A 22,473-nucleotide genomic window follows, 5' to 3' on the forward strand; every position below is an offset into this window, starting at 1 on the left:
TTGCTTATCGGGTGCAGGACGGTGAGAGTCCTCAAGGCTCGGCGTGTCGCGTAGCGCGCCGAAGCGTTCGAACACCGGTACAGTCCCGAACCGATGAATCTTGTGCCTCCCGGGCCCCGCCTGCGCCGGGCCGCCCGCCGCGACTTCGGCTGGGACACGCTCCGCCCCGGACAGCTGCCGCCGATGCGCGCCCTGCTCCGGAAGCGTGACGCACTCGTCGTGTTACCCACCGGCGGCGGGAAATCCGCGATCTATCAGGTTCCGGCGACCTTGATCGCCGGGCCGACCATCGTCATCTCACCACTTCTGGCCCTCCAGCAGGACCAGATCGCCGGTCTCAACCGCCGCCGCGAGGGCCAGGCGGTGCGGATCAGCTCCGCCGAGACCCCCGCCCAGCAGCGCCGGGCGCTCGAGGCGCTGCAGGCCGGCACCGCCCGGTTCCTGTTCATCACGCCCGAGCAACTCGGCAACCCGGACCGCCTCGCCGAGGTCCGCGCGCTGCGGCCCGGGATGGTGGCCGTCGACGAGGCGCACTGCGTGTCGGCCTGGGGCTACGACTTCCGCCCCGACTACCTGCAGCTCGGGCACCTGATCCGGGAGCTCGGCCGGCCGCCCGTCGTGGCGCTCACCGCGACCGCCTCGCCGCCGGTGCGGGCCGACATCATCGCCGCGCTCGGCCTGCGCGACCCGTTCACGCTGGTGGCCGGGCTCGACCGGGCCAACCTCGAACTCGGCGCGGTGCACTGCACCAGCGACGAGCAGCGCTGGCAGCGCCTGCTGGCCCAGGTGCAACAAGAACAACAAGCGCAAGGGCAAGAGCGACAACCCGGCATCGTGTACGCCCCGACACGCGCCATCGCCGAGCAGTACGCGCAACGGCTCGACGAGCGCGGCATCCCCGCCGTCGCGTTCCACGCCGGACTGTCCGCGGGCGAACGCAACCGGCGCTACGGGGACTTCATGGCCGACAAGATCCCGGTCATGGTCGCCACCAGCGCGTTCGGCATGGGCGTGGACAAGCCCAACATCCGCTGGGTACACCATGTGGCCCTGCCGGACTCGCCCGACAGCTATCTGCAGGAGATCGGGCGCGCGGGCCGCGACGGCGCCAAGGCCCGCACGATCCTGTTCTTCCGCCCGGAGGACGTGGCCCTGCAGCGCTTCTTCGCCACCGGCGCGCCCGACGGCAAGGAGCTGACCCAGCTCGCGGCGGCGCTGCGCGAGGGCCCCGTGACCCGCACCGGGCTCGCGACCCGCAGCGGGCTGCCGGCCCGGCGGATCATGTCCCTGCTGAGCCTCCTCGAACAGGTCGGAGCGGCCGAGGTCGGGGCCGGCAACAAGCTCACCGCGCCCCGCTACGCGCCCACCCCGGCCGAGGCCGCCCGGCTCGCGCTGGCCCAGTTCGAGCGGCACCAGACGCTGCGGCGATCCCGGATCGACATGATGCGGCAGTACGCGGAGAGCTCCAACTGCCGCGGCCGGTCCCTGCTCGCGTACTTCGGCGAGCAGGCCGACGCCCCGTGCGGGCACTGCGACAACTGCGCGGCCGGCACGGTCGTCGTCGATCCGGTGGTACCACGGAAGCGTTGGTTCGATCGTTTCTTGAACAAGCGGGCCGCTCCCGTCACGGCCACCGAGGTCTCCGTGCCGCGCCAGGTCGACCACGAGCGGCCGTTCCCGGTCTCCAGCGAGGTGCGGCACACGACGTGGGGCACGGGCACGGTGATGGCCTACGAGCAGGACCGCGTCGTGGTGCTGTTCGAGGAGGTCGGGTACAAGACGCTGAGCGTGCCGATCGTGCGCCGGTCGAACCTGCTGGAACCCGTCGGATAGCGGACACCGAATAGTTAGGGTCGTCGCATGGCTGAGATTCCCGCCGATCTGAACGCCGCCAACGCCGCGCTCATCGAGCAGTTCCGCGCGGCCGGGCGCAAGCTCGAAGGACGGCCGCTGCTGCTGCTCACCACCACCGGGCGGCGCACCGGCAAGCACCACACCAACCCGATGATGTACGTCCGCCTCGACGACCGGCTGCTCGTGGTCGCCTCGGCGGCCGGCGCCGAGCACGACCCGGACTGGTACCGCAACCTCGCCGCCGACCCGGCCGTGACGGTGGAGGTCGACGGCGACGAGTACCCGGCCACGGCCCGCCCGGCCGAGGGGGCGGACCGCGACGCCCTGTTCGAGCGGATCGCCGGGCAGTACCCGTTCTTCAAGGACCACCAGGCCGGGATCGAGCGCCGGATCCCGGTCGTGGAGCTGCTCAGACGGGGCTGACGACCCGCTCGGGCTCGACGAAGTCCCGGCTCGTGCCGTCCTGCTCGGGCTTCCACCACGCGTCGGTCAGGTACTCCTCGGGGACGTCGTCCTCCCACGGGTCCACGCCGAGGCGCTCCATCGCGTCGAACCAGGCGTCCCGCCGCGACTCCGGCAGGCGGCTGCCGCACCACGGGCAGAAGCCGATGACGACCATCGAGGAGCCGCCGTCGCGGACGGGCAGGCCGTACTCGTCGAACTTCGGCATGTAGACGACCACGACATCGGGGTCGTCCCACGGGTCCTCGGTGCGGTCCTCGGCGTCCAGTTGCGCGCGCATCCCGTCGCAGCAGTGTCGTAGCACCGCAGGAGTATGCACGCTTCCCGTCGTTGGGACGAAAACTGGCTGATCAGCTGTCATGTGGGGGATAGTTCCGGCGCCCCCGCGCGGCTAGCTTCGGTCCCAGCACCACTTGACCATGAGCAGAACGCAACGCGGCTCGCCGCGGCCCCTCGAAGGGAACCATCATGAGCGACTACGAGACCGGCGAGACCGGCGACACCGGCGCGGACTACGGCCACTACTCGGCCGGCCAGGAGAGCGCCGAGCTCGACCAGCTGCACCAGGCCCAGGGCTCGGAGCAGGACGCCCAGTCCCAGTTCGGCGTCTTCGAGAACGACCACCACGCGCAGGAGTCCACGGACTACTCGACCGGCCAGCACGTCGAGTACGACCAGCCGGCGGCCGTGCACTACTCGTCGGACAACTTCACCAACTACAGCCACGACGCGTCCGAGGACGACCACACCTTCGCCGCCCAGGGCAGCGAGTCCTCGCACTCCGCCGAGTTCTCCGAGCTCGACGCGCTCGAGCAGAAGTTCGACGCCGCGTTCGCCGAGGGCACCGAGTTCCACCAGGACGGCGTGGCCGGCGGCGGCGCCGCCGAGCTCGGCCCGGCCGACAAGTAGACCGCGCCCAACCAGCCCGACCAGAAACGGCCGGCCGGCGCCCTTAGTGCGCTGGCCGGCCGTTTGCTTCGAGCAACACGTCGGCCGCCGCGGTGCGGACGTTGAGGACGCAGCGGCCGTCGCGGTGGGTGCGGACCAGGCCCGCCGCTCGCAGGACGGCCAGGTGCTGGGAGACGCCGCCGGGCGTGATGCCGATCCGCCCGGCCAGTTCGGTGGTCGAGGAGGGCACCGCGAGCTCGGTCAGCAGCCGCGCCCGGGCCCGGCCGACGAGCGCCCCCAGCGCGCCCGCGCCGGCGTCCGGCGGCGACTCCCACAGCGCGCCGACACCGCGCGGCGGGTAGGCCAGCTGGGCCTGCGCGCCGAACACGGTCAGCACCGACGGCCACACGAACACCGACGGGACGAGCACCAGGTCGCCGCCGTCGGGCACGTCCGCGGCCGTGCACCAGCGCTGCAGCACCGACAGGGTGCCGCCGGCGAACGAGACGTTCGCGTGCAGGTCGTTGAGCAGCCCGCCCACGCCGTCGGCGGCGAGGGTCCGGGCCCGCGCGTACACCTCGGCCTCCAGCAGCGCGCGGATGCGGGGCCAGTCGGGGGCGAGGGCGGCGTCGAAGTACGAGCGCAGGCCCTTCGCCAGGATCGCCGGGTCGGGCGGGTCATCGGTGCCGGTCTGGGCCGCGACCACCTCCGGCGGCGTGGCGGCCAGCGCGGCGAGCTCGTCGTCGAGGTCCGGGAAGGGGCCCGGCGGGGTCGGGGTGAGGAAGTCGGGGATGTACCCGGGCGCCGGCGCCACCAGCAGCGGCACCTCGAGCCCGCGGACCCGGCGCACCCACGGCAGGTGGACCGCGTGCGCGCCGGGATCGCGCAGCACGCGCAGGCTGGCGACGGTCTCCCAGAGCGGCGAGACGGCGAAGCGGATCCGCGCGATCGCGGACGCGGAGAGGCCAATCGACACCATGGAGTACCAATTTAGCGGTAACTGAAACGTTGGGGCCGGTGCGCACGGCGGCGCGAGAATGACCCGCATGACCAACCGCGCCGCTCACTTCCGGTCCCTGCACACCGCCGCCGCCCCGCTGGTGCTCGCCAACGCCTGGGACCCGGCCTCCGCCCGCATCGTCGCCGCGTCCGGCGCGCCGGCCATCGCGACCACGTCCGCCGGCGTGGCCTGGACGCTGGGCGCCCCCGACGGCGACACCCTGGCCCGCGACCGGGCCCTGGAGCACCTGGCCCGGATCGTGCGCGCGGTCCCCGAGCCGTTGCCGGTCACCGCCGACATCGAGTCGGGCTTCGGCGCGACCCCGGCCGACGTGGCCGAGACGATCCGCGGCGTGCTCGCGGCCGGCGCCGTCGGGATCAACCTGGAGGACACCGCCCGCCACGGCGCCGCGGCGACCCTGCGCGACGTCGCCGACCAGCAGGCCCGGATCGCGGCCGCCCGGGCCGCGGCCGACGACGCCGGCTTGGAGCTCTACATCAACGCCCGCGTCGACACGTACTTCCGCGGTCGCCCCGAGGAGACCGTGGCCCGCGCGGAGGCGTACCTGGCGGCCGGCGCGACCGGCATCTTCGTGCCCGGGGTGGCCGACGCCGACGCGATCGGCGCCCTCGCCAAGGCGATCCCGGCGCCGCTGAACGTGCTCGCCGAGGCCGGGACGCCGCCGGTGGCCGAGCTGGCCGCGCTCGGCGTGGCCCGGGTCAGCCTGGGCTCGTGGATCGCCGAGGCCGCCTACGCCCTCGCCCGCCGGGCCGCCGAGGAGGTCTACTCGGCCGGCACGTACACCTCGCTCGCCGGCTCGTACGACTTCGGCGAGCTCAACGCGCTCATGTCCTGAGCTCCGTCGAGCGGCTCGCCGACCTCGTGGCGCGGACCGGTCTCACGCGGGCCGGCCCGCCGACGCCTTCCGGGCGCGTTTTTCGGCGTACATCGCGAGGTCGGCGCTCCGCAGCAGCGCCCGGGCCTGGATCGGCTCCGGGCCCGACACGGCCACGCCGACGCTGCAGCCGACCCGGACGGTGTGCCCGGCCACGTGCATGTCCCGCTCGATCGCGGCGACCAGCCGGGCCGCGACCGCCTCGGCCACGTCGGTGCCGCCGACGCGGGTCAGGATCACGCCGAACTCGTCGCCGCCGAGCCGCCCGACGACGTCCGAGGCCATGGTCGAGCGGCGGATCAGCCGGGCCACCAGGGCGAGCAGCTCGTCGCCGGCCTCGTGCCCGAGGGAGTCGTTGACCTGCTTGAAGCCATCGAGGTCGACGAAGAGCAGGGCGATGCGCGCCGGCGTGGCCAGCGCCGCCTCCAGCTCCAGCATGAACGTCTGGGCGTTGACCAGGCCGGTGAGGGCGTCGTGGGTGGCCGCGTAGGCGACCTCGTCCTGGGCCGCGCGCCGCTCGGTGACGTCGCGGTAGTGCCCGACCACGCCCTGGACGGCCGGGTTGTCCAGCAGGTTGCGCGAGCTGACCTCGAACCAGCGCCACTGCCCGCCGGCGTCGCGGATGCGGAACTCGCCGCGCTCCTCGTTCGTCTCGTCGCCGGCCAGCACCCGCCCGAGCAGCTCCTGGGCGCCCGCGATGTCGTCGGGGTGGATGCGCTGCCACAGCCGCTGGCCGAGCAGGCGGTCGGGCTCGATGCCGAGGACCCGCTCGGCGGCGGGCGAGACGTACGTCAGGCCGGTGTCCGGGCCGGCGATCGCGATCAGGTCGCTGGAGTCCTGCACGAGCACCCGGAACCGCTCGTCGCGGGCGCCCACCGCGGCCTCGGCCCGCTCCCGCCGCGCGACCGCCCGGCCCAGGACCCGGCAGGTGGTCGCGGTGCCGATGGCGACCATCGCGGCGACGCCGTGAATCTCGGGCAACGGGAGGTACGAGTAGAGGCCCATCGCCACGCAGAGCTGCCCGATCCCGAGGGAGGCGACGCTGGCCAGCGCACCGGGCCGCCAGGCGCGCGAGCCGGACCACTCCAGGTGCATCGACAGGATGTGGAAGTGCGCGACGGCCAGCAGCGGCCCCCAGCCGAGGATGTACGCGAGTGCGGTGGTGAGCATCATGTGGCCGGTGATGCGGGCGGCGACCCGGTCGCGCAGGTCGCGGCCCGAGAGCCACAGCTGGACCTCGGGCTGCTGGTACACGGCCCCGGCGAGCAGCGGGATCGCCGGCACCCACACCGGCGCCGGTCCCGCCAGACCGAAGTGGTGCAGGACCGCGATCACCAGGAGCACGACGAGCGGCTCGATGCCGTTGCGGGCGTACCGCAGGAGCCTCACCAAGCCCACATCGGCAGCGAAACGGCCGGTTTTCGCCCTTCCGGCCGGTGTCGTTGGGCCTTTTCGGCGCGGGACAATCCCCGGGTGACGCTGCCCGTGCCGTACAGCGGCACTCCCGCCTACAACGGACCCGACGTGCAGATCGGCGACGTGCGAGTCGACGGGGCGGCGATCTACACGCCGCTGGGCGTGTGGCCGGTGCGCGGGAGCCGCTGGATGGTCGTCTCCCAGCCGATCCCGATCACCACGACCGCCGGCTGGGGCGTCGGGCTGGCCGTGACCTGCGCGATCCTGGCGGTGCTGCTGTCGGTGTTCACCTGCGGGCTGAGCTTCTTCCTGCTCTTCGGGCTGCTGTTCCTGACGGCGAAGACGCGGTCGATGTCGGGGCCGCTGGTGGTGTCGATCCAGTCCGGGCCGTACCACTATCTCGCCCAGGAGCTGGTCTACTCCCCGCTGCACGCGGCCGAGGCGATCCAGCGGGTCAACTTCGCGCAGGCACTGGCGACGATGTAGGGGCTCAGCCGGTACCGTAGGCGTCGTAACCGGCCAAAAGATGCGCCCGCGTGCCGGTCAGGTGCGGCTCGATGTCCTGGACGCGGTCCAGCCGCAGCCCGTGCGGGTCCACGCCGGACGCGCGCAGCAGCAGGCCCGGCACCTCGTCGAGGATGGCCAGCCAGCCGCGGCCCCGGTCCTCCCCGAGCGGCTCGTCGGGCCAGCGGGAGAACTCGCGGGGCACGCCGTCCACGGTGATCGTCACCCGCTCCCCGGCCGGGCTGGACGCGGCGTCCAGGGCCCGCTCCAGGGCCCGGCGGTCGCCCGGGCGCTCCCCCGCGGCGGCCATCCGCAGGTCGATGAGCTGCGGCATCGGCGGGCCGGCGGTGGTGATCACCTCGACCCAGGGGCCGTCCGCGGCCTCGAAGTGCAGGCCCGCGTGTATCAGCCGGTCGTCTTCCCAGCCCCAGGCGCCCAGGCGGCAAGGCCCAGGCCAGCCGGCCGGGCCGTACAACGGCAGCGTCGTGACGCTGCCGCGGATGCGGTTCGCCTGTTGATCGATCAGGGCCGTGAACTCGATCCGGTTGAGTCTCCCCCCGTAGCGCATGCGTCCGATGGTGCCGCATTCGTCACCCGATCTGGACACCCCAGATCCCTCGGCGCCACCCCCGCAATATGCAAATTGCGCACGCACCGCGAGCCCGTCGTACACGTACGGTACGGGCCGGCCCGGTGTTCACATTGCGGACGCGGGTGTCCGCTGTGCGGGACTCAGACGACCTCTTCGATCTTCGCGGTGGCCACGTCGAAGATGAAGCCGCGCACGTCCTCGCGGTTGGGGATCCACGGGCACTCCCGCACCGTGCGGATCGACTTGCGCATGGTGTCGTGCAGGTCGGTGAAGCCCGGCACGTCCCAGCTCGGCGTCACCCCGGTCGCGGCCAGCTCGGCCCGGAACGCCGGGTCGTCGAAGCCCTCCATGCCGCACTCCGTGTGGTGGATGATCACCACTTCGCGGGTGCCGAGCTTGCGCTGGGAGATCGCGAGGGAGCGCAGGACCTCCTCGGTCGGCAGGCCGCCCGCGTTGCGGATCAGGTGGGCGTCGCCGATCTCCAGGCCCAGCGCGCCGAAGAGATCCAGCCGCGAGTCCATGCACGAGATGACGCTCAGGCGCAGCTTGGGGCGCAGCGGCCGGGGCCCCGGGAACGTCTCGGCGTACCGGGCATTCGCGTGGATCAGATGGTCGATCGCGGACATGTTCCGAGTGAAGCAGATCCGTCACCCGAACGGCTGATGTGTTGGTCACACGAGGCCAAAGTCACCTGACCGTTAAGGTTCTCGGGTGACTGACTGGGATGTGGCGATCGTCGGCGGCGGACCGGCGGGGCTGTCGGCCGCGTACGAGGCGGCCCGCCGCGGTGCCCGCACGCTCGTCCTGGAGAAGGCGACGCACCCGCGGTACAAGACCTGCGGCGGCGGGCTGATCGGCCACACGGTCGCGGCGGTCGGCGGTCGCATCGCGATCCCGGCGGACGACCGCATCGAGCGCGCCGAGTTCACGCACGACGGGCGGGCCCCGTTCGCGCGCACCGCCAAGCCCGGCCGGACGCTGCTGGCGATGGTCCGCCGGCCGGAGTTCGACGACGCCCTGCGCCTGGCCGCCGAAAAAGCGGGCGCGACGGTACGGCAGGCAACTCCGGTCCGCCGCGTCGAGCAGGACGGCGACGGGGTCGCGATCCGCCTCGGCGACGGCGAGACGATCACGGCCGCGGCGGCGATCGGGGCCGACGGCTCGTCCGGCATCACGGCGAAGCACGTCGGCGTGGAGTACGGCCAGGTCGACCTCGGCCTGGAGGTGGAGCTGCCGATCGACCGGGCCCGCCAGGAGCACTGGAGGGGCCGCCTGCTCATCGACTGGGGCCCGCTGCCCGGCTCCTACGCGTGGGTGTTCCCGAAGGGCGACCTGCTGACCGTCGGGGTCATCTCGGCCCGCGGGGATGGCGAGCGGACCAAGGCGTACCTGCGCGACTTCGTCCGCCGGCTCGGCCTGGACGGGATCGAGCCGGTGCACGACTCGGGGCATCTGACGCGGTGCCGAACCGAAACCTCGCCCCTGCGCAAGGATCGCGTCCTCGTCGCCGGGGACGCCGCGGGGCTGCTCGAACCGTGGACGCGGGAGGGCATCAGCTTCGCCACCCGGTCGGGCGCGCTCGCGGGAGCGGCGGCGGCCGACGGGGAGCTCACACGGTACGAGCGGGAAGTCGAAACGACCCTGGTGCCGACGATGCGGGCGGGCACCAAGCTGCTCGCCGCGTTCGCCCGCCGGCCCGGGCTGTTCCACACCATGCTGCGCACGCCGCCCGGCTGGCGGATGTTCGAGCGGTTCTGCCTCGGCGAGACGTCCTTCGAGGGCACGGTCGAACGTTTCCCTGTACGGCAGGCGCTGCGCCTGCTTGGCTGAGCCGCATGAGGTTCCGCACGACACTGCAGCTGAACGGCAAGACCGCCACCGGCCTGACCGTGCCCGCCGAGATCGTCGAGGCGCTCGGCCAGGGCAAGAAGCCGAAGGTGGCGGTGACGATCAACGGGTACACGTACCGCTCCACGATCGCCGTCTACGGCGGGGTGCCGATGCTCCCCGTCGCGGCCGAGGTGCGCGCCGGCGCCGGCATCGCGGCCGGCGAGGAGATCGACGTCGACATCGAGCTGGACACCGCCCCGCGCGTCGTCGAGGTCCCGGCCGACCTGGCCGCCGCCCTGGACGCGGAACCGGCGGCGCGGGCGGCGTTCGACCGGCTGTCGTACAGCAACCAGCGCCAGCACACCCTGTCGGTCGAGGGCGCCAAGACCGACGAGACCCGCCGGCGCCGCGTGGCCAAGGCGGTCGCCGCGCTACTTGACCAGAATCCCTAACGCCGCCGCGAGGGCCGGCCCCAGCTCCATGAGCTGCCGCTCGTCCACGATCGCCCCGCGCAACGAGTCCGCCCCGTCGGCCACGTCGAGCTCCCGCGCGCCGCGAAAGTCCACCTTCTTGCACTTGACCTGCGAAAACCGCGCGTTGCGCAGCGCCGACCCGGGAAACGTCACATTGGTCAGCGACGCCCCCGCACAGTCGAGCTCATTGAGCTCACAGTCCTCGAACACCACATCGACAAGCGTCGCCCCCCGCAGGTTGAGCGTGTCGATCTTGCATCCCCGGAACGTGACCCGCCGCAGCCGCGAGCTGTAGGCCTGCACCCCGGCGAACGAACTGTCGAGCACGGCCACGTCGAGCCACTCCCCGTCCACGACGCGCACCCCGACCCACCGGTTCCGGCTGAGCCACACGTCACTGAACCGCGCCCGCTCGAGCCCGACCTCGGCCATGGTCACGCCGGTGAGGGCGGCCTCGATGAACTTGGCACTGGTCGCCTCATCCCCGGCGAACTCCACCGCGTCGAAGTGCACCTCGGTGTAGTTGCCGTCCGGCTCGAGCGCTTCCCCGTCGGGATGCACCTGCAGAAACGCGGCGTACGGAAGCTCCGACAACGACAGCGCGACGCCCATCGGCCCACCCTAACGGGCCATCGCCGGGTTGCCGTTCCCGGTTACCCTGCGTCCCCGGAGGTGTACTCGTGGCTCCTCGCTCGTCTCCCCGCACGCGCGGCTGGGCGCTGCTCGTCGTGTCGGCCCTGTCGGTCGCGGCGGCCGGTCTCGCCGCGGCCCGGTGGCCGGACCAGCCGCTGGTGGTGGCTCTCGCCGCCGTGGGGACCGCGGTCCTCGGCGTCGCCGCGGCGCGGGGCGAGGAGCTGCTGACCCGCCACCGCGAACTGCGGTCGGCACTGCCCGACGGCCTGCTCGTCACGGGCCCGGGCGGCCGCCCACCACTGGTCCGCGACGTCGACGACCCGCTCGCCGTGCGCGTCCACCCCGCCGAGGCCGCGGTCGGACTGCTCGGCCGGGTCCCGCCGTACATCGCGCGCGACGCCGACGACCGGCTCCTCGCGGCGCTCGACGGCGGCGAACTGGTCCTGCTCGTCGGCGACTCGACGGCGGGCAAGACCCGCGCCGCGTACGAGGCGGTCCGCGCCCGGTTCCCCCGGCACGCCTTCGTGGCCCCGACCGATCGCGAGGCCCTGGCCCGGATCGTGCCGCTCGTCGCCGACCTGCGCCGGGCCGTGGTGTGGCTCGACGACCTGGAGCGCTTCCTCGGCGTGGCCGGCCTGACCCCGGCCGTGGTGCGCCGGATGCGTGGCCCCGGCGACCGGGACGTGCGGCTGGTGGCGACGCTGCGAAGCGCCGAGTATGACCGGCTCGCCGTCCCGGCGGACCCGTCCGACGCCGCCCGCGGCACCTGGCGCGACGCCCGCGACGTGCTCGGCCAGGCCACAGTGGTGGAGCTGCCCCGCCGCTGGAGCGCCGCCGAACTGGCCCGCGCGCGGACGCGCGGCGACGACCCCCGCATCCGCGCCGCCCTGCGCAACGCCGGCGACTTCGGCGTGGCCGAACTGCTGGCCGCCGGCCCCGGCCTGGTGCGGGCGTGGCGGGCCGGCTGGAGCCCGGGCGCGCACCCGCGCGGCGCCGCCCTCGTCGCCGCGGCCGTCGACTGCCGCCGCGCCGGCGTGCACGAGCCGCAGCCGGTCGCGTTCCTGGCCGACCTGGCCGAGGAGCACCTGCACCGCCACGGCGGCGCGCTGTTGCGCCCGGAACCCCTCGACGAGGCGGTCCGCTGGGCCACGGCGCCGGCCCACGGCGCGAGCAGCCTGCTGCTGCCGACCGCCGACCCGGACCGCGTGCTCGCCTTCGACTACCTCATCGACGTCGACGGCCAGGATCGCGTGCCCCCGGCGACCTGGACGGCCCTCATCGACCGGGCCGCCCCCACGCAGGCGTTCGACATCGGCGTCGCGGCCGCGCAGCGCTTCGTCAACGACGCCGCAGTGGCCGCGTTCCGCCGCGCCGCGTGCGGCGGGGTCGCCGACGCGGATGTGGCCGCCGCCTTCTACGCCCGCATGCTCGTCGGCGGCCGCACGGCCCTCGACGACCTGGAGAGCGTGTGGCGGGAGCGCGAGCGGGTCCTCGGCCCCGACGACCCGGCGACCCTGCGCGCCCGGGCCAAGCTGGCCGAGGCCTTCGCCGACGGCCACGACCGGGCCGTGGCGGCGCGGATGTACGAGACCCTGGTGCCGGACCTGCAACGGGTGCTGGGCCCGGACGACTCCGACACGCTCAACGCACGGCGGATGCACGGCTATTCGCTGGGCAAACTGGGCCGGGCCACGGCGAGCCTCGCGCTGCTGGAGCAGGTGCGGCGCGATCACGAGCGGGTCTACGGCCCGGACCACCACGACACGGTGCTGACCGACCACTACATCGGCTCGTTCCTGGCCGAGGAGCGGCCGGCCGAGGCGCTGGAACTGCTGGAGGAGGTCCGCGCCGCCTACGCCCGGCTGCTCGGCGCCGACAGCCAGCGGGTGCTGCAGGCGCGCACCCTGATCGCCCAGATCGCCGCGAGCGCCGGGGAGTTCGGCCGGGCCGCCCGGCTCGCGCTGGGCCTCGCCGAAGACCGGGAGCGGACTCTCGGCCTGCACCATCCGCACACGCTCGCCTCCTGGCTCGACACCGCCGCGTGGGCGTTCAAGGCGGGCGAGCGCGACACGGCAGAGGCGATCCTGCGGCGGCTGGACACGGACGCGGCACCGGACGAGATCATGCACGCCGTCGTCGGCGGCAGCGAGCGGCTGTTCGAGCGGATCGAGATCAGCCGGCTGCACGCGCGGGCCGAGGCGTGCACCGCGGTGCTCGGGTCCGGGCACCCGCTGGCGGTCTACCTCACCGAGCGGGTCGAGGACCGCACGATCAGGCGCGGGGGAAACACCAGCTCCTGATGGCGGTGGCTGGTGGCGGTCTCCGACAGCAGCAGCTCCGCCGCGACCCGCCCCAGCTCCCGGATCGGCCGCTGCACGGTGGTCAGCGCCGGTCGCACGTGCGCGGCCCACGGCAGGTCGTCGTAGCCGACCACCGACAGGTCGTCCGGCACGCTCAGCCCGCGCGCCTGCAGGGCCCGGATCACCGCCAGCGCCACCACGTCGTTCACGCACGCCACGGCGGTCGGCGGGTCGGCCATGGACAGCAGAGCACCGACCGCGGCGTCGGTGCCTTCGGCGAAGCCCCCGGGCGCCAGCCGCACCTCGATCGGGTCGGCGGCCAGGGCCCGGCGCAGCCCCGCGCGGCGCTCGCGCACCGGGTCGATGTCGGGGCCGTTGGTGACGAAGGCGACCCGCCGGTGCCCCAGCGCCGTCAGGTGCTCCCCCGCCAGGCGGCCGCCCAGGTCGTGGTCCACGGTCACGGCGCACAGGTCCAGCCCGTCCCGGCGGGCGTCGAGGAGGACCACCGGCGTACCGCGTGAGCTCACCGCCGCGAACCGCGAGCCGTCCTCGCCCGTGGGGGTCACGATGACGCCGCGCGGGGATTGTTCCTCCAGCAGGTGCAGGGCGCGCAGCTCCTTGTCCGGGCGGAGGTCGGTGCTGCACGCCAGCAGCATGCAGTCCGCGCCGTCCAGATGGTCCTCGATGCCGCGGTTCAGCTCGGCGTAGAAGGGGTTGCCCTGGTCCAGGGTGACCGAGCCGACCAGCCGGCTCGGCAGGCCGCGCAGCTGGCGGGCCGGGCCGCTGCGGACGAAGCCGACGGTGTCCATGGCCGCCTCGACGCGGCGGCGGGTGGGTTCGGCGACCACGCCCGGGTTGTTGAGCACGTTGGCGACGGTGCTGACGGAGACTCCGGCGGCGGCCGCCACGTCGCGCATTCCCCGGCGCCGGTTGGCGGCATTGACCACGACCGGCACAGTACCGTCGTCGATCAATACCCTGCTTACCGTCCGAAGTCGTGGATCTGGGTCGTGCGGGTCTGGCGTACCGTCCGCAGGTCGCGCGTGATCGCCGTGGCCATCATGACGACCAGCACCGCCGCGAGCTGGGCGAGTGCGCGCCAGTGGCCGAGCGGGATCGCGGCGAGCACGCCCAGGGCACCGATCAGGCGGTACACGATGCCGGGAATCCCCATCAGGCGCAGGAACCAGGCGTGGCCGAGCAGGAACACGGCCACCCCGGCGCTGAGGACCACGGCGCTGGGCCAGGGCAGCGGCTCGGTCGCGTGCCCGACGGAGAGCTCGACGCCGACCGCGGTGCCGACGATGCCGGCCAGCAGGAGCACGTGGGCGTAGCCGTACGCGAACACCCCCAGCCGGGCCTTGCGCGCGGGGTCGGTCTCGGCGTGCAGGGCGTGCTCGGCGCGCGCCTCGTCGCCGGAGAAGTACGTCCAGTACAGGTAGTACGCGATCGCCAGCCCCAGCACGGCGACGGCGAGGGTGCCGGCGTCGAGGTGCGCGTCGCGGAAGGCCAGGCCGATCGCGACCACCGACTCGCCGATCGCGACGATGACGACCAGGCCGTGCCGCTCCGCGAAGTGGCCCGCGTTGATCGTCCAGGAGCCCATCCGCTGCAGGTACGGCGCGGCCACGATCACCGCGAGCGCCGCCGCCCACAGGCCGGTGCGCCAGCCGCCGTGCAGGAAGCCGCCGGTGAGTACCAGCGCGGCGCACAGGCCGTTGATCGGGGCCAGGTTGGCGATCGCGCGGCCGATGGAGCCGTTGTCGTCGGCGTGCAGGAACAGCGTGCTGTGCACGACGATGACGATCGCGTAGCCGATGCCGAAGGCCCAGCCGTCCTCGTGGAACGCCTCCGGGACGGCCAGCGAGATGATCAGGAAGCCGACCATGCCGGCCAGCAGCAGGGTGCGGCGGGTCGTACTGCTCGGGGCGACGGCGTTGGTGAGCCAGTTGTAGCCCGCGTACATCCACCAGATCAGCCCCAGCATCAGCAGGACCTGGCCGGTGTGCGCCCAGTCCACGTGGTGCACGAGCACCGACGCCAGCTGGGTCACGGTGAACACGAAGACGAGATCGAAGAACAGCTCGATCGTGGACACCCGCGGCGCGCGCGTATCGGCAGCAGTCACCGCGACACGATAGCGCTCAGGCAGTACCGACAAACTTTTTTGTCTTGACAAGAGAAGTTGTCGGAGCCTACGGTTGACCCATGTTCGACGTCAGCGTCATCGAGGAGCCGGCGGCCGCCGAGGTCGCGCTCGACCCGGTCCGGGCCCGGCTGCTGGCCCTGCTGGGCGAGCCGCACTCGGCCACGAGCCTGGCCGCGCTCGTCGGCCTGCCCCGGCAGAAGGTCAACTACCACCTCAAGGCCCTGGAGGCGCACGGCCTCGTGGAGCTCGTCGAGGAGCGGCGCAAGGGCAACATGACCGAGCGGGTGCTGCGGGCCGCCGCGGCCTCGTTCGTCATCTCGCCGATCGCGCTGTCCGCCGTCCAGCCCGATCCGGCCCGCTCCCCCGACCGGCTCTCCGCGCGCTGGCTGCTCGCCCTGGCGGCCCGGCTGGTCCGGGAGACCGGGCAGCTCATCACCGGCGCCGAGAAGGCCGGCAAGCCGGTGGCCACGTTCGCCCTCGACGGCACCGTCCGCTTCGCCTCCGCGGCCGACCGGGCCGCGTTCGCCCAAGAGCTCACCGCGGCCGTGACCGCACTCGTGAGCCGCTACCACGACGAGGCCGCGCCCGGCGGCCGCGAGCACCGGGTCATCGTCGCCATCCACCCGAGCATTCCCGAGGAGCCCCGCAATGACTGACAGCCACGAGTTCGAGCTGACCCACGACATCGACCTCCCGGCGAGCCCCGAGCAGGTGTGGCAGGCCATCGCCACCGGCCCCGGCATCGACTCCTGGTTCATGGGCCGCAACGAGGTCGAGCCCCGCCTCGGCGGGCGCACCCGGATGGTGCTGCCGATGGCCGAGGCCGGCGGCACGATCACCGGCTACGAGCCGAACCGGCGCTTCGCCTTCCGCAGCGACGCCGACGAGAGCGGCGCGTTCATGGCCTTCGAGTACCTCATCGAGGGCCGCGACGGCGGCTCGACCACGCTGCGGATGGTCCACAGCGGCATCCTCACGGGGAACTGGGAGGAGGAGTACGACGCGCTCAAGAAGGGCAACCCGCTGTACCTGCGGTCGCTGGCGCAGTACCTGGAGCACTTCCCCGGCCGCGTCGGCGTGCCGGTGGCCGCGTTCGGCCCGCAGCAGCCCGACCAGGACACGGTCTGGGCCGGCCTGACGAGCGCGCTGCACCTGTCGAAGGACGTGCAGGAGGGCGACGCCGTGCGGCTGACGTTCGCCGGCCAGGAGGTCTCCGGCGTGGTCGACACGGCGGTGGAGCCGAGCTTCCTCGGGGTGCGCACGGGCGATGCCCTGCTGCGGTTCGTCGGGCGGGGCGGCTTCGTCATGACCGGCCATCACCTGTACTCCGAGATCGACCGCGAAGCGGCCGAGGCGGCCTGGACGGCGTGGCTCGCCGGAGTGTTCGCCTAGAGCAGTCCCAGCGACATCGCCGTGGTGACCGCGGCGGTCCGGTCGGCCACGCCCAGCTTGTTGAAGGTCCGCAGCAGATGGGTCTTCACCGTCGCCTCGGCGATGTGCAGGGCGTGGCCGATCTCGGCGTTGGTCAGGCCCCGCCCGACCAGCGACAGGACCTCGACCTCCCGGGCGGACAGGATCGGCGGCGCGGCCCGCCGGCGGGTCTCCCGCGCGAGCCGGTCGGCCACCGAGGGCGCGAGCACCGTCTCCCCGGCCGCCGCGGCCCGCACCGCCGCCGCGAGCTCGGCCCGGGTCGCGTCCTTGAGCAGGTACCCGCGGGCCCCGGCCTCCACGGCGCGCAGGATGTCCTCGTCGGTCTCGTACGTCGTCAGCACCACGATCCGCGTCTGCGGCCGCGCGGCCAGGATCCGCTCGGTCGCGCCGACCCCGTCCAGCCCCGGCATCCGCAGGTCCATCAGGATCACGTCGGGCCGGCGCGCGGCCGCGGCTACCACCGCCTCGTCGCCGGAGCCCGCCTCGCCCACCACCTCCAGGTCGGGCTCGGCCCGCAGCATCCCGCGCAGCCCGTCGCGCACCACCGGATGGTCGTCGACCAGCAGCACCGTGATCACGCCGCACCTCCGGGGAGCGTCACCGGCAATGTCACGGTCACCGTCGTGCCGGCCCCGGGCGCGCTCGTCACGTCGCAGCGCCCGCCGATCTGCTCCGCCCGGCCCCGCATGCCGGCCAGCCCGAAGCCCGCGGTGGCGGCGCCGGGCGTGAACCCCGCGCCGTCGTCGGTGACGGTCAGCACCACCGCGGTCCCCGTGGCGCGCAGGGCAACCTCCACAGTGGACGCGGCCGCGTGCCGGCGGGCGTTCGACAGCGCCTCCTGCGCCGCCCGGAGAAGCACCACCTGCAGCGCCGTCGGTACCGCATCCGCTCCCGCCGCAACGTGCAGGGCGGTGCCCAGCCCGGTCTCGGCGGCCAGCCGGTCGAGCTGGCGGCGCAGCGCCGCGCCCAGGCCGGTCGCCTGCAGGTCGGCCGGGGCCAGCGCGGCGACCAGGGCCCGGGCCTCGGCCAGGTTGTCGCGGGCGGTGCGCACCACCAGGTCCAGCCGGCGGGCGGCGGCGGCCCGGTCGGCGTTCAGCTCCGACTCGGCCGCCTGGGTCAGCGTGATGATGCTCGTGAAGCCCTGGGCCAGGGTGTCGTGGATCTCGGCGGCGAGCCGGGCCCGCTCGGCCCCGACGCCCGCCTCGTGGGAGAGCCGGGCGACCTCGGCCCGGCTCGCGGTCAGCTCGGCGATCATCGCGGCGCGCTCCTGGTTCTGGTCGGTGAGGCGGGCGACGTACGTGCCGATCAGCGCGGCGAAGGCCAGCCCCAGCGCGGTCAGCGGGAGCAGCCCGTGCACCTTGGCCGTGGTCCCGTCGCGCAGCAGCGCGATCGGGACCGGCAGCAGGTCGAGCGCGGCCACCGCGGCGAGGGCCGGGCGCAGGGGCAGCGCCTGTAACACCATCGGGCCCCAGGCGAACAGCGCGAACGCCGCGGTGTGGTCGATCCAGACGGCGGCCAGCTGCACGACGCCCAGGACCGCCACGAACAGCCACGGGCGGCGGGGCGTCGCGAGGTACCAGAGCAGGCCCAGCACCAGCAGCACCGACGAGACGACCGCCCGGCCCAGTCCGGGGCCGCCCCGGTCGAGCAGCAGGAACGCCACGACCGCGGCGACCACGACGGCGTAGAAGGCGTCCCAGGGCAGCCGGCTCAGCGGCGGTCGGTCCAGCGGAACGTCAGCAGGCTCAGCGCCAGCCCGATCACGCACCACGCCCCCAGCACCAGCGCGGTCCTCCCAGGCTCCCATGCTCCGGCCACCTCCTCTGCGGCGAGCGCGTCGGGCAGGAACACGGAACGGAATCCCTGGCCCATCCACTTGACGGGGAACAGCGCCGAGACGTTGACCATGGCGCTCGGCAGCGCGGCGATGTGGACGAAGATCCCGGAGGTGAACTGCAGGACGATGACGGGCACGTTGAGCACGGCGCCCGCGCTGCGGGCCGAGGGAGCGAGGGTGCTCGCCGCGATGCCCAGGAGGGTACAGGCGATCACCGACAGCACCACCAGCCAGCCGAACGTGAACCAGCGCCCGGGGTCGCCCGGCAGCGGCAGGTCGAACAGCGCGACGGCGACGGCGAGCAGCAGCGCGACCTCGAACAGCGTCGCGAAGAAGACCAGCGCGATCTTGCCCAGGAAGTACGCGCCGGCGGTGGCGGGCGTGCCACGCAGCCGCAGCAGGGTGCCGTCCTCGCGGTCGATCGCGATGCCGACGCCGACGCTGATGAACGCGGTCGACAGGATGCCGTAGGCGATCATGCCGGCCGCCAGCACCTGCGAGTGGGTGGTGTCCGCGCCCGGCGTCACCGGCGTGTCGAAGATGGTGCCGAGCAGGACCGTGAGCAGTGCCGGGAAGGCGAATGTGAAGATCACCGCCTCCCGGCTGCGCAGCGTCTGCAGGATCTCGATGCGGCCGCGGGAGGTGCCCACCCGCAGCGTTGACGGCATGGTCATCGGTCCGCTCCGATCAGCGACAGGTAGACGTCCTCGAGGGTGGGGCGGGTGACGCGCAGGTCGGTGAAGCCGGCGTCGAGGCCGGCCACGACCGCGTCGGGCTCGCCGGTGCGCACCTCGTGCAGGCCGTCCGCGTCGCGCCAGCTGACCACGGCGTGGGCCCGGTCGCGGCCGCCGACGGTCGCCGGGGTGCCGGCCGCGACGATCCGCCCGCCGGCCAGCACGGCCAGCCGGCCGGCGAGGGCCTCGGCCTCGTCGAGGTAGTGGGTGGTGAGCAGGATCGTGGTCCCGTCGGCGGCCAGGGACCGGATCAGGTCCCAGAACTGCCGGCGGGCCTCGGGGTCGAAGCCGGTCGTCGGCTCGTCGAGGAAGACCAGCTCGGGCCGGCCGACGATGCCCAGCGCCACGTCGAGGCGGCGGCGCTGCCCGCCCGACAGCGAGCGCACCCGCGCCCCGGCCTTGTCCGTGAGGCCGACGGCGGCGATGACCTCCTCCGGGTCGCGGCGGCTCGGGTAGTAGCCGCCGTAGTGCCGCACGGACTCGCGCACGGTGAGCTCGGCGGCGTCGGCCGCGGTCTGCAGCACCACCCCGATCCGGGCCCGCCAGCGCCGCCCGGCCGTGCCCGGGTCCTCGCCCAGCACGGTGACCTCCCCGCCGTCGCGGCGGCGGTGGCCCTCCAGGATCTCCACGGTCGTGGTCTTGCCGGCCCCGTTCGGGCCCAGCAGGGCGAACACCTCGCCCGGTTCGACATCCAGGTCGATGCCGTCGATGGCCGGGCGGTTCCCGTACCGCTTGCGCAGCCCGCGCACTTCGATCGGTCGCATGCATCGATGCTCGCGAGGATCGGGCGGCCCCGGGTCAACCGGACGACGGACACGCCCCGCCCTCGATGAGGAACCGGGCCAGCGGCAGCGTCGCCGCGCCGAGCGCCACCGCGTCCAGGCCGAGCCGGCCCAGCTCGATCGCGGCCTGTTCGTAGGGCTGGCGCAGGGCGTGCCGGCGGGCCGCTTCGCGGATCCGCGGCAGCAGCCCGGACAGCGCGACCGCGGCCCAGCCGCCGAGCACGACGACCTCGGGGTTGAACAGGTTGATCAGGTTGGCCACGCCCGCGCCGAGGTAGCCGGCGGTCTCGTCGAGCACCGCGCGGGCCGCCGCCTCACTGCCGGCCGCCAGTCCGACCAGGGCCGTGAGCCTTGACTCCTCGTCCTCGCCGGGGGCCGGTCGCCCGGCCTGCTCGCGGTAGCGCTCCAGGATCGCCGCGGCCCCGGCGTACGCCTCCAGGCAGCCGCGCGAGCCGCAGCGGCAGGGGCGGCCGCCGTACACGAGGGTGGTGTGGCCCCACTCCCCGGCGCTGCTGGACGCGCCGCGATAGGTCACCCCGTTGGTCACCACGGCGGCGCCGACCCCGGAGCCGAGCAGCGCGAACACGGCGTGCCGGTGCCCCCGCCCGGCGCCGAACCACATTTCGGCCTGGCCCAGCGTCTTGGCCCCGTTGTCGAGGTGCAGCGGCAGGTCGGTGCCGGCCCGCAGCATCGCCTCCAGCGGTACCGCCTCCCAGCCCAGCGTCTGCGCGTGCACGAGGGCGCCCTCGGCCCGCTGCTGGACGATCCCGGAGACGCCGACCCCGACGCCGAGCGGCGCCCGGCTCCCGGTCACGCCGGCCAGCCCGGCCAGGATGTGCCCGGCCACCGCCTCGGGCGGGGTGCCGCCGGGCTCGATCGGGTGGTCGGCGTCGGCGAGGCGGCGCATCGCGAGGTCGAACAGCTCGACGCGGACCCGGGTCTCGCCGACGTCGACCCCGGCGACCGTGCCGTGGTCCGGCGCCACCCGCAGCATCATGCTCGGCCGGCCGCCCTCGGACTCCAGCGCGCCCGCCTCGGCCACGATCCCGTCGTCGATGAGGTCGCTCACGACGTTGCTCACCGCGGGCTGGCTCAGCCCGGTGCGGCGGGACAGGTCCTGCCGGGTGAGCGGACCCTCCAGAAACAGCCGGGTCAACAGCGCGGAACGGTTGCGCAGTCGTACGTCTCGATGGCTCGCGCGCTCGACCTGCACTCCGACCCCCGGTGGTCCTCCCCAGTTGCGCTCGCCACTCTAAGCGCCCGGCCTTGACTCGGCATGCCCACGCCTTTTAAATGGCGACATAAATTAAGTATCGATATAACAGAGCCTGGCAGGAGCACACCCGCCGCCACCTCATCTCCTGTCGAGAAGGGCCGTCACCTATGTCGATCCGCCGTGCCATTGCGGCCGTCACCGCCATCGTTCTCTTAGCCGGGTCGGCCGCGGCGTGCGGTGGTGACGGCGCGGCCGACGCCAAGACGCTCGTCTACTGGGCCAGCAACCAGGGCCCCAGCCTGGACTTCGACCGGGCCACGCTGCAGCCGCAGCTCGACGAGTTCGAGCACGTGACCGGCATCCACGTGAAGCTCGAGGTCGTGCCGTGGTCGGACCTGCTCGACCGGCTGATGGCCGCCACGAAGGACGACGACGGGCCGGACGTGGTCAACATCGGCAACACCTGGTCCGCCTCGCTGCAGGCGACCGGGGCGTTCGTGCCGTTCACCGGGCAGACCCTGGACAAGGTCGGCGGCCGGGACCGGTTCGTGCCCAACGCGCTCGCCGCCGCGGGCGCCGCCGGCACCCCGCCGTCCGCGGTGCCGCTGTACTCGCTGTCGTACGCGCTGTACTACAACAAGCGCATGTTCGCCGAGGCGGGCATCGCGAACCCGCCGAAGACGTGGGACGAGCTGGTCGCGGACGGCAGGAAGCTCACCAAGCCGGCCAAGGGCCAGTGGGGGCTGGCGGTCGAGGGGGCCAACCCAGCCGAGAACGCGCATCACGCCTTCACGTTTTCGCAGCAGTACCGCGGGCAGTGGTTCGGTCCCGGAGGTGACGCCACGTTCGCCACCGAGCCGAACGTGGCGGCGATCAAGCGGTACGTCGGGCTGATGGCGGACGAGCACATCGTCAACCCGGCGGACGCGGGGTACAGCAAGAACGAGTCCCGGGCCGACTTCGCCTCCCGCAAGGCGGCGATGCTGCTGTGGCAGGCGGCCGGCCCGTCGCTGCAGCAGGCCGGGATGAACGCCGACGAGTACGGGGTCGCCCCGATGCCGTACCTCGCCGACCCGTACACGGCCGGCGGCGTGCGGATCAACAGCATGGTCGCCGGCATCAACATGGCCGTCTACAAGCACACCCGCAATCTCACCGGGGCCCTGGAGTTCGTCGAGTTCATGACCAGCGACAAGGAGCAGATCATCCTCAACAAGGCGTACGGTTCGCTGCCGTCGGTGCGCTCGGCGTACTCCGACGCGGCGTTTCGCACGCCCGAGCAGGAGGTGCTGTTCCAGGTGCTCAACTCCACCGCGGCCCCGCTGCCGCAGGTGCCCGAGGAGAGCCAGTTCGAGACGCTCGTCGGCACGGCGATGGCGGAGCTGTTCGCCGACGCGGCGGCCGGGAAACCGGTGACCCCCGAGTCGATCAGGGCCAAGCTCAGCGCGGCCGAAGGCAAGCTGTAGACCTAGAGGAG

24 protein-coding genes are annotated in these 22,473 nt (G+C 73.5%); 11 read left to right on the forward strand and 13 right to left on the reverse strand.

The window, feature by feature from the left end; genetic code table 11:
* Window positions 1-93 precede the first annotated feature (93 nt).
* Window positions 94-1,833, forward strand: a complete 1,740-nt coding sequence (locus ACQP00_RS43475) for a RecQ family ATP-dependent DNA helicase (protein ID WP_433208547.1) — start codon at window positions 94-96, stop codon at window positions 1,831-1,833.
* A gap of 27 nt (window positions 1,834-1,860) precedes the next feature.
* Entirely contained in the window at window positions 1,861-2,277 is a 417-nt protein-coding gene (locus ACQP00_RS43480) for a nitroreductase family deazaflavin-dependent oxidoreductase (RefSeq protein ID WP_433208550.1), read from the forward strand.
* On the opposite strand, the gene ACQP00_RS43485 is transcribed toward ACQP00_RS43480, so the two are convergent.
* Window positions 2,264-2,596, reverse strand: a complete 333-nt coding sequence (locus ACQP00_RS43485) for a DUF6980 family protein (RefSeq protein ID WP_433208553.1) — start codon at window positions 2,594-2,596, stop codon at window positions 2,264-2,266. The two genes, ACQP00_RS43480 and ACQP00_RS43485, sit on opposite strands and share 14 nt — an antisense overlap.
* Before the next feature lie 188 nt (window positions 2,597-2,784).
* Here ACQP00_RS43485 and ACQP00_RS43490 point away from each other — a divergent pair, with 188 nt between their 5' ends.
* Window positions 2,785-3,225, forward strand: a complete 441-nt coding sequence (locus ACQP00_RS43490) for a hypothetical protein (RefSeq protein WP_433208555.1) — start codon at window positions 2,785-2,787, stop codon at window positions 3,223-3,225.
* Window positions 3,226-3,268: 43 nt separating this feature from the next.
* Here ACQP00_RS43490 and ACQP00_RS43495 read toward each other — a convergent pair whose 3' ends face one another.
* The gene (locus ACQP00_RS43495) at window positions 3,269-4,183 is read right to left on the reverse strand and encodes a helix-turn-helix domain-containing protein (protein WP_433208558.1); all 915 of its coding nucleotides are present in this window, start codon (window positions 4,181-4,183) and stop codon (window positions 3,269-3,271) included.
* A gap of 67 nt (window positions 4,184-4,250) precedes the next feature.
* On the opposite strand from ACQP00_RS43495, the gene ACQP00_RS43500 reads away from it, so the two are divergent.
* Window positions 4,251-5,060, forward strand: a complete 810-nt coding sequence (locus ACQP00_RS43500) for an isocitrate lyase/PEP mutase family protein (RefSeq protein ID WP_433208561.1) — start codon at window positions 4,251-4,253, stop codon at window positions 5,058-5,060.
* A gap of 42 nt (window positions 5,061-5,102) precedes the next feature.
* On the opposite strand, the gene ACQP00_RS43505 is transcribed toward ACQP00_RS43500, so the two are convergent.
* Entirely contained in the window at window positions 5,103-6,488 is a 1,386-nt protein-coding gene (locus tag ACQP00_RS43505) for a diguanylate cyclase domain-containing protein (protein ID WP_433208564.1), read from the reverse strand.
* Between the two features lie 84 nt (window positions 6,489-6,572).
* Here ACQP00_RS43505 and ACQP00_RS43510 point away from each other — a divergent pair, with 84 nt between their 5' ends.
* The gene (locus ACQP00_RS43510) at window positions 6,573-7,001 is read left to right on the forward strand and encodes a hypothetical protein (protein WP_433208567.1); all 429 of its coding nucleotides are present in this window, start codon (window positions 6,573-6,575) and stop codon (window positions 6,999-7,001) included.
* 4 nt (window positions 7,002-7,005) lie between these two features.
* On the opposite strand, the gene ACQP00_RS43515 is transcribed toward ACQP00_RS43510, so the two are convergent.
* A complete protein-coding gene (locus ACQP00_RS43515) occupies window positions 7,006-7,587 on the reverse strand; it encodes a hypothetical protein (RefSeq protein WP_433208570.1) in 582 nt (193 codons plus the stop codon).
* Window positions 7,588-7,751: 164 nt separating this feature from the next.
* On the reverse strand, window positions 7,752-8,237 hold the full coding sequence (locus tag ACQP00_RS43520) for a beta-class carbonic anhydrase (protein ID WP_433208573.1): 486 nt from the start codon (window positions 8,235-8,237) through the stop codon (window positions 7,752-7,754).
* 85 nt (window positions 8,238-8,322) lie between these two features.
* On the opposite strand from ACQP00_RS43520, the gene ACQP00_RS43525 reads away from it, so the two are divergent.
* Window positions 8,323-9,441 carry a geranylgeranyl reductase family protein gene (locus ACQP00_RS43525; RefSeq protein ID WP_433208576.1) on the forward strand — a complete coding sequence of 373 codons (1,119 nt, stop codon included), beginning with the start codon at window positions 8,323-8,325 and terminating at the stop codon, window positions 9,439-9,441.
* Between the two features lie 5 nt (window positions 9,442-9,446).
* A complete protein-coding gene (locus ACQP00_RS43530) occupies window positions 9,447-9,893 on the forward strand; it encodes a YdeI/OmpD-associated family protein (RefSeq protein WP_433208579.1) in 447 nt (148 codons plus the stop codon).
* On the opposite strand, the gene ACQP00_RS43535 is transcribed toward ACQP00_RS43530, so the two are convergent.
* Window positions 9,873-10,526, reverse strand: coding sequence for a pentapeptide repeat-containing protein (locus tag ACQP00_RS43535; RefSeq protein WP_433208582.1), 654 nt, complete (start codon window positions 10,524-10,526; stop codon window positions 9,873-9,875). The two genes, ACQP00_RS43530 and ACQP00_RS43535, sit on opposite strands and share 21 nt — an antisense overlap.
* Window positions 10,527-10,594: 68 nt before the next feature.
* Here ACQP00_RS43535 and ACQP00_RS43540 point away from each other — a divergent pair, with 68 nt between their 5' ends.
* Window positions 10,595-12,847, forward strand: a complete 2,253-nt coding sequence (locus ACQP00_RS43540; RefSeq protein ID WP_433208585.1) for a tetratricopeptide repeat protein — start codon at window positions 10,595-10,597, stop codon at window positions 12,845-12,847.
* On the opposite strand, the gene ACQP00_RS43545 is transcribed toward ACQP00_RS43540, so the two are convergent.
* Window positions 12,787-13,794 (reverse strand): LacI family DNA-binding transcriptional regulator, encoded by a 1,008-nt coding sequence (locus tag ACQP00_RS43545; protein ID WP_433208588.1) that lies wholly within the window; start codon window positions 13,792-13,794, stop codon window positions 12,787-12,789. The two genes, ACQP00_RS43540 and ACQP00_RS43545, sit on opposite strands and share 61 nt — an antisense overlap.
* A gap of 35 nt (window positions 13,795-13,829) precedes the next feature.
* A complete protein-coding gene (locus tag ACQP00_RS43550) occupies window positions 13,830-14,975 on the reverse strand; it encodes a low temperature requirement protein A (protein WP_433208591.1) in 1,146 nt (381 codons plus the stop codon).
* Between the two features lie 80 nt (window positions 14,976-15,055).
* Between ACQP00_RS43550 and ACQP00_RS43555 the strand changes: the two genes are divergently transcribed.
* Together ACQP00_RS43555 and ACQP00_RS43560 are read left to right on the forward strand one after the other, a co-directional pair.
* A complete protein-coding gene (locus tag ACQP00_RS43555; protein ID WP_433208594.1) occupies window positions 15,056-15,652 on the forward strand; it encodes an ArsR/SmtB family transcription factor in 597 nt (198 codons plus the stop codon).
* On the forward strand, window positions 15,645-16,388 hold the full coding sequence (locus ACQP00_RS43560; RefSeq protein WP_433208597.1) for an SRPBCC family protein: 744 nt from the start codon (window positions 15,645-15,647) through the stop codon (window positions 16,386-16,388). The genes ACQP00_RS43555 and ACQP00_RS43560 overlap by 8 nt, the downstream gene beginning before the upstream one ends.
* Here ACQP00_RS43560 and ACQP00_RS43565 read toward each other — a convergent pair.
* From ACQP00_RS43565 to ACQP00_RS43585, 5 genes are read right to left on the reverse strand one after another with little or no spacing between them, the layout of a single operon-like run.
* Window positions 16,385-17,005, reverse strand: a complete 621-nt coding sequence (locus ACQP00_RS43565) for a response regulator (protein ID WP_433208600.1) — start codon at window positions 17,003-17,005, stop codon at window positions 16,385-16,387. The genes ACQP00_RS43560 and ACQP00_RS43565 overlap by 4 nt on opposite strands.
* On the reverse strand, window positions 17,002-18,195 hold the full coding sequence (locus ACQP00_RS43570) for a sensor histidine kinase (RefSeq protein WP_433208603.1): 1,194 nt from the start codon (window positions 18,193-18,195) through the stop codon (window positions 17,002-17,004). The genes ACQP00_RS43565 and ACQP00_RS43570 overlap by 4 nt, the downstream gene beginning before the upstream one ends.
* Window positions 18,138-18,938: an ABC transporter permease gene (locus tag ACQP00_RS43575; protein WP_433208606.1), complete on the reverse strand. Its 801-nt coding sequence runs from the start codon at window positions 18,936-18,938 to the stop codon at window positions 18,138-18,140. Before ACQP00_RS43575 ends, ACQP00_RS43570 begins: the two co-directional genes overlap by 58 nt.
* Window positions 18,935-19,762 (reverse strand): ABC transporter ATP-binding protein, encoded by an 828-nt coding sequence (locus ACQP00_RS43580; protein ID WP_433208609.1) that lies wholly within the window; start codon window positions 19,760-19,762, stop codon window positions 18,935-18,937. The genes ACQP00_RS43575 and ACQP00_RS43580 overlap by 4 nt, the downstream gene beginning before the upstream one ends.
* Before the next feature lie 34 nt (window positions 19,763-19,796).
* A complete protein-coding gene (locus ACQP00_RS43585; protein ID WP_433208612.1) occupies window positions 19,797-20,936 on the reverse strand; it encodes an ROK family transcriptional regulator in 1,140 nt (379 codons plus the stop codon).
* Window positions 20,937-21,163: 227 nt separating this feature from the next.
* Here ACQP00_RS43585 and ACQP00_RS43590 point away from each other — a divergent pair, with 227 nt between their 5' ends.
* On the forward strand, window positions 21,164-22,462 hold the full coding sequence (locus ACQP00_RS43590; protein WP_433208615.1) for an ABC transporter substrate-binding protein: 1,299 nt from the start codon (window positions 21,164-21,166) through the stop codon (window positions 22,460-22,462).
* Window positions 22,463-22,473: the final 11 nt, after the last annotated feature.

The sequence above is a fragment of the Dactylosporangium sp. CS-047395 genome, assembly GCF_050942185.1.
In the GTDB taxonomy this organism is placed as follows: domain Bacteria; phylum Actinomycetota; class Actinomycetes; order Mycobacteriales; family Micromonosporaceae; genus Dactylosporangium.

What these genes read in the sequence shown, in the direction of transcription:
- ACQP00_RS43575 (WP_433208606.1), bottom strand. Translation starts at nt 18,938, where the DNA reads ATGACCATGCCGTCAACGCTGCGGGTGGGCACCTCCCGCGGCCGCATC.
- ACQP00_RS43490 (WP_433208555.1), top strand. Translation starts at nt 2,785, where the DNA reads ATGAGCGACTACGAGACCGGCGAGACCGGCGACACCGGCGCGGACTAC.
- ACQP00_RS43590 (WP_433208615.1), top strand. Translation starts at nt 21,164, where the DNA reads ATGTCGATCCGCCGTGCCATTGCGGCCGTCACCGCCATCGTTCTCTTA.
- ACQP00_RS43530 (WP_433208579.1), top strand. Translation starts at nt 9,447, where the DNA reads ATGAGGTTCCGCACGACACTGCAGCTGAACGGCAAGACCGCCACCGGC.
- ACQP00_RS43560 (WP_433208597.1), top strand. Translation starts at nt 15,645, where the DNA reads ATGACTGACAGCCACGAGTTCGAGCTGACCCACGACATCGACCTCCCG.
- ACQP00_RS43480 (WP_433208550.1), top strand. Translation starts at nt 1,861, where the DNA reads ATGGCTGAGATTCCCGCCGATCTGAACGCCGCCAACGCCGCGCTCATC.
- ACQP00_RS43515 (WP_433208570.1), bottom strand. Translation starts at nt 7,587, where the DNA reads ATGCGCTACGGGGGGAGACTCAACCGGATCGAGTTCACGGCCCTGATC.
- ACQP00_RS43580 (WP_433208609.1), bottom strand. Translation starts at nt 19,762, where the DNA reads ATGCGACCGATCGAAGTGCGCGGGCTGCGCAAGCGGTACGGGAACCGC.
- ACQP00_RS43500 (WP_433208561.1), top strand. Translation starts at nt 4,251, where the DNA reads ATGACCAACCGCGCCGCTCACTTCCGGTCCCTGCACACCGCCGCCGCC.
- ACQP00_RS43495 (WP_433208558.1), bottom strand. Translation starts at nt 4,183, where the DNA reads ATGGTGTCGATTGGCCTCTCCGCGTCCGCGATCGCGCGGATCCGCTTC.
- ACQP00_RS43535 (WP_433208582.1), bottom strand. Translation starts at nt 10,526, where the DNA reads ATGGGCGTCGCGCTGTCGTTGTCGGAGCTTCCGTACGCCGCGTTTCTG.
- ACQP00_RS43520 (WP_433208573.1), bottom strand. Translation starts at nt 8,237, where the DNA reads ATGTCCGCGATCGACCATCTGATCCACGCGAATGCCCGGTACGCCGAG.
- ACQP00_RS43555 (WP_433208594.1), top strand. Translation starts at nt 15,056, where the DNA reads ATGTTCGACGTCAGCGTCATCGAGGAGCCGGCGGCCGCCGAGGTCGCG.
- ACQP00_RS43475 (WP_433208547.1), top strand. Translation starts at nt 94, where the DNA reads ATGAATCTTGTGCCTCCCGGGCCCCGCCTGCGCCGGGCCGCCCGCCGC.
- ACQP00_RS43485 (WP_433208553.1), bottom strand. Translation starts at nt 2,596, where the DNA reads ATGCGCGCGCAACTGGACGCCGAGGACCGCACCGAGGACCCGTGGGAC.